The sequence below is a fragment of the Kitasatospora sp. NPDC030952 genome, from assembly GCF_055571335.1.
Window position 1 is genome coordinate 343,390 of record NZ_JBVIFM010000006.1, and the last position, 10,353, is coordinate 353,742.

A 10,353-nucleotide genomic window follows, 5' to 3' on the forward strand; every position below is an offset into this window, starting at 1 on the left:
CCGGATAACCGTCCGCCCCCGCCTTCCTGACGGGAGGCCAGACGGCAGGACAGTATCAGCATTCGTAGACAGCTTACGACCCTGTTTCAGATCAAGACTTACTCAAGAATCCCGATCCTGGACGACCGACCGCCTTGACGCCCGACTCGGCGAACCTATAGCGTCCTCTGCCATGAGTAAGAACCCTGATACCGAACAGGGTTCTTGCTGCCAATCGAACTCATCGACACCTTCGACATCGGAGTCATCGACCCATGAAGAGCTACCCACGCACCACGCTCGCCGCGGTGTGCATCGCCGGCGGGCTGCTCCCCGCCTCGCTCACCGGCGCCTCGGTGGCCCTGCCGAAGATCGCCACCGACCTGGGCGCCGGCCTCGGACCGCTCCAGTGGGTGGTCAACGGCTACAACCTGACCTTCGCCAGCTTCATGCTCGCCTGCGGCGCCATCGCCGACCTGGTCGGCCGCCGCAGAATGCTGGGCATCGGCATCACCCTCTTCGGCCTCTGCTCCCTGGTCAGCGGCCTGAGCAGCAACATCTACCTGCTGGACGGCGCCCGCCTGCTGGCCGGTGCGGCCGCCGCCGCGGTGCTCACCGCCGGCAGCGCCGTGCTCGCCACCACCTTCTCCGGCCCCGCCCAGGCCAAGGCCTTCGGCGTCCTCGGATCCTCCTTCGGCGTCGGACTCGCGCTCGGCCCCTCCACCTCCGGCCTGCTGGTCTCCTCCTTCGGCTGGCGCTCGGTCTTCCTGCTGCACGCGGCGATCGACCTGGCGCTCCTGCTGGCCCTGCCGCGCATCGCCGAGTCCCGTGACCCCGGCGCCCGCGGCGTCGACTGGGGCGGCACCGTCACCTTCACCACCAGCCTCGCGCTGGTCACCCTCGCCATGGTCGAGGGCCCCCAGCAGGGCTGGACCAGCCCCGTCGTGCTCGGCCTGCTGGCCGGCTCCGTGCTGCTGCTCGCGCTCTTCGTCCTGGTCGAACTGCGCCAGGAGCGCCCGATGTTCGACATGACCCTGTTCACCCAGGGCCGCTTCGTCGCGATCTGCTTCGTCCCCGTCGCGCTCGCCTTCGGCTTCGTCTGCCTGCTGGTCTTCCTGCCCTCCTACTTCATGGGCGCCAACCGCTTCAGCAGCTCCGAGGCCGGCGCCGTGATGCTGCTGCTCACCGCCCCCGTGCTGGTCTTCCCGATCATCGCCGGGCGCCTCGCCCAGAAGATCTCCGTCCGCACCCTGCTGGCCGTCAGCCTGCTGCTGGTCGCCGGCGGCGCCGCCTGGCTCACCACCATCCACCCCGGCATCGGCGTGGCCGGTCTGATCGGCCCGTTCCTGATCATCGGCACCGGCGTCGGCATCTCCTTCGGCCTGCTGGACGGCGCCGCGATCGGTTCCGTCCCGCCGGAGCGCGCCGGTATGGCCGCGGGCATGTTCAACACCATGCGGCTGGCCAGTGAGGCCATCGCCATCGCCGGCATGGGCTCGGTGCTGGTCAGCCTGGTCAGCTCCAACGTCTCCAAGAACCTCGACTCCTACGGCAGCGGCTTCACCGGCAACCCGGACGGCCTGGCCGCCAAGGTCGCCCAGGGCAACCTCGCCGACCCGGAGTCCGGCGTCGCCGCGGCCGGCCGCGAGGCCTTCCACACCTTCCTCGCCGACGGCTACACCGACGCGCTGCGCACCGTGCTGTGGATCCTGGCCGGCGTCGCCGCGCTCAGCGCCCCGCTGATCGCCGTGATGCTCCGCGACCGCAAGGCCGCCGCGTCGGCCGCGGTGACCGCCCCGGAGGCCGAGCAGGCCCCCGAGCCGGTCGGCGCCGGGCGCTGACCCCGACGCAGCCGGCCAGACCCGACCAGCCAGACCCGAGCGACCGGTCCGGGAGGGGCGCGGTGAACCCGCCGCCCCGCCCGGACCGCTCCGCCTTCAGCCCCCTCCGAACCCTCCGAACCCTCCGAACCCTCCGACCGCTCCCCGCATCCCCGCATCCCCGCATCCCCGAAGGAAGAGATCATGCACATCCGCCAACTCGGCCCCACCGGCCTCGCCGTCGGGGCCATCGGCCTCGGCTGCATGGGGATGACCGCCTTCTACACCACCGGCGGCTACGACGAGGCCGCCTCCGTCGAGGTGGTCCATCGCGCCCTCGACCAGGGCATCACCCTGATCGACACCGCCGACGTCTACGGCCCGTTCACCAACGAGGCGTTGCTCGGCCGCGCGCTGGCCGACCGCCGCGAGCGCGCCGTGCTGGCCACCAAGGTCGGGCTGGTCATGGAACCGGACCGGCCGATGTACCGCAACGGCCGCCCCGAGCACATCCACGCCTCGATCCGCGCCTCGCTCAAGCGCCTCGGCACCGACCACGTCGACCTGTACTACCTGCACCGGGTGGACCCGGACGTCCCGCTGGCCGAGTCCTGGGGCGCGATGGCCGAGCTGGTCGAGGCCGGCCTGGTCCGCGGCATCGGCCTGTCCGAGGTCGGCGTCGAGGAGCTGGAGACCGCTCAGACCATCCACCCGGTCGCCGCAGTGCAGACCGAACTGTCGCTGTGGAGCCGGGAGGCGCTCGCCGACGTGCTGCCCTGGTGCTCGGCCCACGGCGCCGCCTTCGTCCCGTACTCCCCGCTCGGCCGCGGCTTCCTCACCGGCGGCTACACCAGCCCGGACGCCTTCGCCCCGGACGACTACCGCACCGCCAACCCGCGCTTCGCCCGGGAGGCCTTCGCCGCGAACCTCGCCATCGTCGAGACGCTGCGGCGGGTCGCCGACCGGCACGGCGCCACCCCGGGGCAGGTCGCGCTGGCCTGGACCCTCGCCCAGGGCGAGCAGGTCGTCCCGATCCCCGGCACCAAGCGCCCCGGCCACCTCGCCGAGAACGCCGGCGCGGCCGACCTGCGGCTGTCCGACGCCGACCTCACCGAGCTGGACTCCGCCCCGGCGCCGGTCGGCTCGCGGTACTGACGCTTCGTCATCATTCGGCCACCGCAGAGCTCCACGACTCCACGGCTCCAAGCTCCACGACTCCACGGCTCCACGGCTCCACCGAACGCACGCACCACACCGCACCACACCGCCCCACACGGCACCACACCGCACCCATCACGAGGAGAGACCTTCCATGGCACAGCAGCGCACCCTGGGCACCGCCGGCCCCGCCGTCGGCCCGATCGGCCTGGGCTGCATGGGGATGAACTGGGTGTACACCTCCCAGCTGCAGAGCGCCGAGGAGTCGATCGGCGCCATCCGGCACGCCGTCGACCACGGCATCACCCTGCTCGACACCGCCGACCTCTACGGCCCTTTCACCAACGAGGAGTTGCTCGGCGAGGCGCTCCGCGGCGGCGGCCTGCGCGAGCGTGTGGTGGTCGCCACCAAGGGCGGCCTGAAGGCCGGCCCGGACTCCCACCTCGGCTCGGTGCAGGTGGCCGCCGACGGCCGGCCGGAGCACCTGCGCGCCGCGGTGGAGGGCTCGCTGCGACGGCTGGGCACCGACCGGATCGACCTCTACTACCTGCACCGGGTCGACCCGCGGATCCCGCTGGCGGAGAGCTGGGGCGCCCTGGCCGAACTCCAGCAGGCGGGCAAGATCGTGCAGTTGGGGCTCTCCGAGGTCTCCGCCGCGCAGCTGGACGAGGCGCACGCGATCGCCCCGGTCGGCGCTGTGCAGTCCGAGCTGTCGGTGTGGAGCCGCGACCCGCTGGCCGAGGTGCTGCCCTGGTGCGCCGCCCACGGCGCCGCCTTCGTGCCGTTCTCCCCGCTCGGCCGAGGCTTCCTGGCCGGCCGCTTCGACGGTGAGAACGCCCCTGACCAGGACGACTTCCGGGCCCGGCTGCCGCGCTTCCAGGAGGAGGCGCGGCAGCAGAACCTGCGGATCGCGGACGGCATCCGGGCGATCGCCGCGCGGCACGGGGCCACCCCCGCCCAGGTCGCGCTGGCCTGGACACTGGCCCAGGGCGAGCACGTGGTGCCGATCCCGGGCAGCACCCGCCGGATCCACATCGAGCAGAACGCGGCGGCCGCCGAGGTGCAGCTGAACAGCGCCGATCTGGCTGAATTGGACTCCCTCCCGGCCCCGGTCGGAACCCGCTACTGACCTTCCCCGCAGACGAGTTCGTTTTCGGAGTTGTAACTCAGGGCTCTACGAAGTATTAAAGTCCTGAGTAGCAGTTCAGGTTCCCACCACCGAGGAGGCCCCGTGGCTCCCACCGACCAGGACGTGCCCTCCCGAAGGCTGGGGCACCTCCTCAAGCAGTGCGAGCAGACCATGATGGCCGCGCGCGGCCGGGCGCTGCGCACGGTCGGCCTCACCGTGCCGCAGTACCTCACCCTGCGGGTCCTCGCCGAACACCCGGACGCCTCCGGGGCGCAGCTGGCCCGGCACTGCCTGGTCACCCCTCAGACCATGGCCACCCGGCTCGCCTCCCTGGAGGCGCGCGGACTGGTCCGCCGGCAGGTCTCCTCGGTCCACTCGCACGTGTTCACCGCGCGACTGACCGAGGAGGGGCGGACGCTGGCCGTCCGGGGAGAGGCGGCCGAACACACCGCCGAACAGCGGCTGGTCAGCTCGTTCCTGGCGGAGGAAGTGGTGGTGTTCCGCTCGCTGCTGCGGCGCGCCGTGGCGGCGGTGACCGCCCCGGACGCCGACCCGGTCGGCGCGAATCAGTTTCGTACGTAGCGACTGATCAGCCCACTGATGTACCTTAAAGTCCGAATAATCCGCAGCGGGGGGCAGCCAGGGATGCGATCACTGTGACCGAAAACAGTTCCAACCAGCCGAACTCGGCGCCACTCGACTTCCACGACCGTCTGGGCCATGCCATCAAGCGGGCCGAGCAGGCGCTGATCGGCGAGAAGACCCGCGCGCTGCGCACCGTCGACCTGACGGTCCCGCAGTACGTCACCCTGCTCGTGCTCCAGCAGTCCTCCGGGATGTCCGGGGCCCAGCTGGCCCGGGAGTGCATGGTCACGCCGCAGACCATGACGACGATCCTGACCAACCTGGAGAACAAGGGCCTCATCACCCGTGAGACATCGAGCGTGCACCAGAAGGTGCTGGTGGCCAAGCTCACCCGCTCCGGCCGCGCGCTGTCGAAGAAGGCCGACACGCTGGCCCGCGGGGTGGAGAAGCGGCTCACCGACGCCTTCGACGACAACGAGCAGGCGCAGCTGCGTCAGCTGCTGGAGCGCTCGGCGGCGGCACTGCGCAAGACCGACTGAGCCGTACGGCACCGACACAGCACCGGGCGGAAGGCCGCCCCCTGGACGCCCGATCACCACCCGGGGCGTCGAGGGGGCGGCCTTTCCCATGTCCGGGCCCGGCTCGCCCGACCCCTCGTCTCATGCTTCGGACACAGTATAGAAATCACCTATTCATTAACATCGCGATACTAGCTAAGGCATTGACCTAAGTCAGGCCTCTGATACTGTATCGATCATGCAGACAGCGCAGGAGCACGCGTCGTCCACCGGCATCCTCGGCACCGGGTCCTACCTGCCCGCGAACGCCGTCGACAACACCCTGATCGGCTCCCGGGCCGGCGTGACCGCCGAGTGGATCCACCGCAAGACCGGCATCACCGAACGGCGCTACGTCGCCCCCGGCGAGGCCACCTCCGACCTCGCCGCCCACGCCGCCCGGGCCGCCCTGGGCAACGCCGGGATCCGCCCCGGCCAGCTCGACCACATCGTGGTGGCCACCTCCACGCCCGACCACCCGCAGCCCGCCACCGCCGCCATCGTGCAGGACCTCATCGGCGCCGAGCAGGCCGCCGCCTTCGACCTCAACTCGGTCTGCAGCGGCTTCGCCTTCGCCCTGCACACCGCCCACCGTCTGATCGCCGACGGCGGCCACGCCCTGGTGATCGGCGCCGACGTCTACTCCCGGATCATCGACCCCGCCGACCGCCGCACCGCCGTCCTGTTCGGCGACGGCGCCGGCGCCGTGGTGCTCGGCCCCGTCCCGGACGGCTACGGCATCCACACCTCCCGGCTGGAGACCCACGGCCGCCTCCACCGCACCATCCGGGTGCCGGCCGGCGGCAGCCGCCGCCCCGCCTCCGCCGAGAGCCTCGCCGAGGGCGCCCACTGGTTCGCGATGGACGGCCGGGCCGTCCGCGACTTCGTCACCGACCAACTGCCGCTCTCCATCAAGGAACTGCTCCGCCAGGCCGACCGCACCGGCGCCGAGGTCGACCACTTCGTGCCGCACCAGGCCAACGGCCGGATGCTGGCCGACATCCTGCCCTCGCTCGGCCTGGAGCGCGCCCGCACCCACCTGACCGTCGCCGAGTACGGCAACACCGGCGCCGCGTCCATCCCGATCACCCTCGACGCCGCCAACCGCTCCGGCGAACTGCGCGACGGCGAACTGGTGCTGCTCTCCGGCTTCGGCGGCGGCATGTCGATCGGCAGCAGCCTGCTGCGCTGGCACCGCGCCTGAGCCACGGCCCGTTCCAGCCACCGCGCCCGAGCCGCATCGCGATCGAGCCGTCTCGCGATCGAGCCACCACTGAGCCACCACTGAGCTACCGCGAGTTTCAGCCATCCACGCCCGAGCCGCGGCGCCGCCCGCCCGCCGGCGTGCGGCCCGGCCCGGCCCGGCCCACGCCCACGCCCCGTACGAGCACGAGAGAAGAGACGTGACCAGCAGCGCCGACCCCACCGCCCCCCGCCCCACCGGCAGACGGCCCGTACTGATCGTCGGCGCCGGCCCGGTCGGGCTCACCTCCGCGGCCGAACTGCTGCGCCGCGGCGTCGACATCGAGCTCGTCGACCGCGCCCCCGCGCCCTCCCCGCTCAGCAAGGCCCTGCTGGTGTGGCCGCGCACCCTGGAGGTGCTGCGCCGGCTCGCCGACCCGGCCGCGACGGCCGCCCGCAGCCTGCCCGTCGACGCCTTCCACTACTACTCCGAGGGCCGCCCGATCGCCACGCTCGACCTGACCGGTCGCGCCCAGCCGGTGATCCTCCCCCAGCCCGAGATCGAGGACCTCCTCGGCGAGGCCATCACCCGGCTCGGCGGCCGGGTCGAGCGCGGCACCGCGCTCATCGCCCTGGAACAGCACCCGGACCACGTGGTCGCCGTGCTGCGCGACGCCGACGGCACCGAGCGCAGCGACGAGTACGCGTACGTGCTCGGCTGCGACGGCGCCGGCAGCACCGTCCGGGAGCTGCTCGGCCTCAGCTTCGACGGCCTCACCTACCCCAACACCTTCATGCTGGTCGACGCCTACGTGGACGGCCCGCTCAAGCACGACGCCGCCCACTACTTCTGCTCCTCGCGCGGCGTACTGGTGATCATCGGACTGCCCGGTGGCCGCTCCCGGGTCTTCACCTCGCTCCCGCCCGGCCTCACCCCCGAGGACGCCACCCTGGAGCTGATGCAGCAGGCCGTCGACGAGCGCGGCCCCGGCGGCCTCACCCTCCGCGACCCGGCCTGGACCAGCACCTTCGCGGTGCACGCCCGGCACGTCGAGCGCTACCGCGAGGGCCGGGTGTTCCTGGTCGGCGACGCCGCCCACATCCACAGCCCGGCCGGCGGCCAGGGCCTCAACACCGGCGTCACCGACGCCCAGAACCTCGCCTGGAAGCTCGCCCTGGTCTGGCGCGGCGAGGCCGGCGCGCCGCTGCTCGACAGCTACCACACCGAGCGGGCCGAGGTCGCCCGCGCCGTCGTCCGCCAGGCCGACCTGCAGACCCGCGCCTGGCTGCTGCGCAAGCCCGCCCAGGTCACCGCCCGCGACCGGGCCGCCGGGATCGCCTCCCGGCTGGGCCTCTTCGACCTCGACTACATCCCCTGGCTGGCCGGCCTGCGCACCGTCTACGGCGAGCCCCGGGAGACCAGGCTGCGCAGCTGGAAGCTCTGGGGCCACCGCTTCGTCCCCGGGGCGCTCACCCCCGACCGGGCGGTCTGGGACCGCCGGCTCGGGCAGCGGCTGCCGCTGCGCGAGGCCCTCTCCGACCTGCGGCACACCCTGCTCGTCGAACTGCCCGGCACCGCCCTGCCGCCGCGGGTCGCCCGGGCCCTGGAGGAGGCCGAGAAGCGCCACCCCGGCCTGCTGGACGTCCGGATCCTCGACACCGCCGGCACCCTCCACGACGACCTGCCGCCCTCCCCCGGCGCGCCGGCTCCCGCCCGGCCGCGGACCACCCGCGGGTCCGTCGTCCTGGTCCGCCCCGACCAGCACGTCCACACCCGGATCCCGCTGCACGAGACGCACCGGATCCCCGCCCTGCTGGACGAGGCCCTCCACCACCCCGCCCGCTGACCCCTCCCCGCTCCCCGCTAAGGACCGCCCGATGCGCTTCGACCCACCGCCCCGGATAGCCGCCGTGGTCGACTGGCTCCCCCCGACCACGGACCCGACGGACGCGGCGGTCGCCGAGGGCCGGGTCACCGCCGACAACGCCGCCAAGGACGGCTACCTCGAACTGCCCGTCAGCGAGACGCTGTCGGGCCCCGAGATGGCCGTCCGCGCCGCCGCCAAGGCGATCGGCGAGGCCGGCTGCCCGGCCGAGAGCATCGGCCTGGTCGCCCACGCCTGGATCTACCACCAGGGGCACGACTTCTGGTCCCCCGCCCACTACGTCGCCCAACACGCGGGCGCCGTACGGGCGGTGCCGGTCGGCGTCCAGCAGATGTGCAACGGCGGGGCCGCCGCCATCGAACTGGCCGCCGTCCGGCTGAGCGCCGACCCCCGGCTCGAACGCGCCCTGGTCACCACCGGCGACCGCTTCGCCGCCCCCGGCTTCGACCGCTGGCAGGGCGACTACGGCGTCTCCTACGGGGACGGCGCCACCGCGCTCGTCCTGGACCGCGCGCACGGCCCGTACCGGCTGCTCGCCGCGCACACCGCCGCCGCCCCCGACCTCGAACTCATGCACCGCGGCCACGACGCCTTCTCCGCCGCACCCCGCGCCAACGGCGAGACCGTCGACATCCGGCGCACCAAGAAGGCCTTCCTCGGCGACGGCCGCGGACCGCACTTCGCCGCCACCGCCGGCGACGGCGTGGCCCGGGCCGTCCACGGCGCCCTCGCCGACGCCGGCCTCACCCCCGACGACCCCCGGCTCAGCCACCTGCTGCTGCCCCGGCTCGGCCGCACCGTCCTGGAGACCGCCTACCTCCCGGCCGTCGAACGACTCGGGCTGAGCGGCGTCGAAGTCCTCGACCTCGGCGCCCGCACCGGCCACCTGGGCGCCGGCGACGCCACCGCCGGCCTCGCCCACCTGCACGCCCGCGGCCTGCTCGAACCCGGCCGCATCGCCGTCCTGCTGAGCGCCGGCGCCGGCTTCACCTGGACCGCCCTGCTCGTCGCCGCCGACTGACCGGCGAACACCGCCCACCCGGCGAACGTTCACCGAGCGACCAGCCACCGAGCGACCGTTCGCCGACCGGCCGTTCACCGAGCGACCAGCCACCGACCGACCCACCCGAGGAACCCGATGTCCCACACCCCCGCCGCCCTCACCCCCGGCACCGTCCTGGTGCTGGTGGACCTCCAGCAGTGGATCGTCAGCCGCCCGGTCGCCCCGCTGCCCGGCGCCGCCGTGGTCCGCTCCGCCGCCCGGCTGAAGACCGCCTTCGAGGCCGCCGGCCTGCCCGTCGTCCTGGTCCGCTACGCCCGCATGGACGGCAGCGACGGCGGCCCCGACTCCGCGTTCAACCGCTTCGCCCCCGAGGTCGCCGCCCGCCCCGGCAACGAGGTCATCACCAAGTACGGCATCGACGCCTTCGCCGGCACCGACCTCGCCGACCGCCTCAACCGCCTCGGCGCCACCGACCTCGTCATCGCCGGCATCGCCACCGAGTACGGCGTCGGCGAAACGGTCCGCACCGCCGTCTCCCTCGGCTACCCCACCACCGTCGTCGAGGACGCCGTCGCCGCCCTCTCCCCCCAGGGCCACACCGCCGCCCTCGACGCCTTCCACCGCCTCGGCGTCACCCTCACCCACACCACCCCCCTCCTCACCCCCGCCGCCTGACACCACCGCGGCCGCACCGAACCGCCCCCGCACCGCCCCCGCCCGGAACCCCCAGGCGGGGGCGTTGGGCTTCCCGAACCGCTGCCGGGCCGGCGGCCGGATGGCGAGCGCGGGGTGGCCAGGGCGGTCGGGCGGTGAGCGTCGGCGGCGCGGGATTCGACCTCGCGGCTGCGGGGCGCCGGTGCCCGGCCGCCTGCCGGGAGGAGCCCCGCATCCCAGGAGGCCGCCACTGTGGCCTCCTCACCTCGGCCAACAGAACCGCCCCCACCCGAGGTTCCCGGGCGGGGGCGCCAGTCGTGTCGAACGCCTACTGGACTTCGGCGCCTGGAGGGCCCCGCGCCGGCGGGGGCGGGGTGGCGGGCGCGGGGTGGCGGGCGCG

At 73.5% G+C, this 10,353-nt stretch carries 9 protein-coding genes; all 9 read left to right on the forward strand.

From position 1 onward, the window contains the following. Positions 1-254 precede the first annotated feature (254 nt). The 9 genes from ACZ47G_RS15100 (at position 255) to ACZ47G_RS15140 (ending at position 9,974) form a co-directional block, all read left to right on the forward strand. A complete protein-coding gene (locus ACZ47G_RS15100; RefSeq protein WP_465742618.1) occupies positions 255-1,820 on the forward strand; it encodes an MFS transporter in 1,566 nt (521 codons plus the stop codon). A gap of 183 nt (positions 1,821-2,003) precedes the next feature. Beyond that, positions 2,004-2,954: an aldo/keto reductase gene (locus tag ACZ47G_RS15105; protein WP_465742620.1), complete on the forward strand. Its 951-nt coding sequence runs from the start codon at positions 2,004-2,006 to the stop codon at positions 2,952-2,954. 157 nt (positions 2,955-3,111) lie between these two features. Then, positions 3,112-4,086 carry an aldo/keto reductase gene (locus tag ACZ47G_RS15110; RefSeq protein WP_465742622.1) on the forward strand — a complete coding sequence of 325 codons (975 nt, stop codon included), beginning with the start codon at positions 3,112-3,114 and terminating at the stop codon, positions 4,084-4,086. Between the two features lie 102 nt (positions 4,087-4,188). After that, complete coding sequence (locus tag ACZ47G_RS15115; RefSeq protein ID WP_465742624.1) at positions 4,189-4,668, forward strand: MarR family winged helix-turn-helix transcriptional regulator; 480 nt, start codon at positions 4,189-4,191, stop codon at positions 4,666-4,668. A 74-nt stretch (positions 4,669-4,742) separates the two neighbouring features. Beyond that, positions 4,743-5,210 carry a MarR family winged helix-turn-helix transcriptional regulator gene (locus ACZ47G_RS15120; RefSeq protein WP_380461929.1) on the forward strand — a complete coding sequence of 156 codons (468 nt, stop codon included), beginning with the start codon at positions 4,743-4,745 and terminating at the stop codon, positions 5,208-5,210. Between the two features lie 217 nt (positions 5,211-5,427). Continuing rightward, positions 5,428-6,432: a 3-oxoacyl-ACP synthase III family protein gene (locus ACZ47G_RS15125; RefSeq protein ID WP_465742627.1), complete on the forward strand. Its 1,005-nt coding sequence runs from the start codon at positions 5,428-5,430 to the stop codon at positions 6,430-6,432. Between the two features lie 199 nt (positions 6,433-6,631). After that, positions 6,632-8,257, forward strand: coding sequence for an FAD-dependent monooxygenase (locus ACZ47G_RS15130; RefSeq protein WP_465742629.1), 1,626 nt, complete (start codon positions 6,632-6,634; stop codon positions 8,255-8,257). A 31-nt stretch (positions 8,258-8,288) separates the two neighbouring features. Next, the gene (locus tag ACZ47G_RS15135; RefSeq protein WP_465742631.1) at positions 8,289-9,317 is read left to right on the forward strand and encodes a ketoacyl-ACP synthase III family protein; all 1,029 of its coding nucleotides are present in this window, start codon (positions 8,289-8,291) and stop codon (positions 9,315-9,317) included. Between the two features lie 117 nt (positions 9,318-9,434). Then, a complete protein-coding gene (locus tag ACZ47G_RS15140) occupies positions 9,435-9,974 on the forward strand; it encodes a cysteine hydrolase family protein (RefSeq protein WP_465742633.1) in 540 nt (179 codons plus the stop codon). The last annotated feature ends 379 nt before the right edge of the window (positions 9,975-10,353 follow it).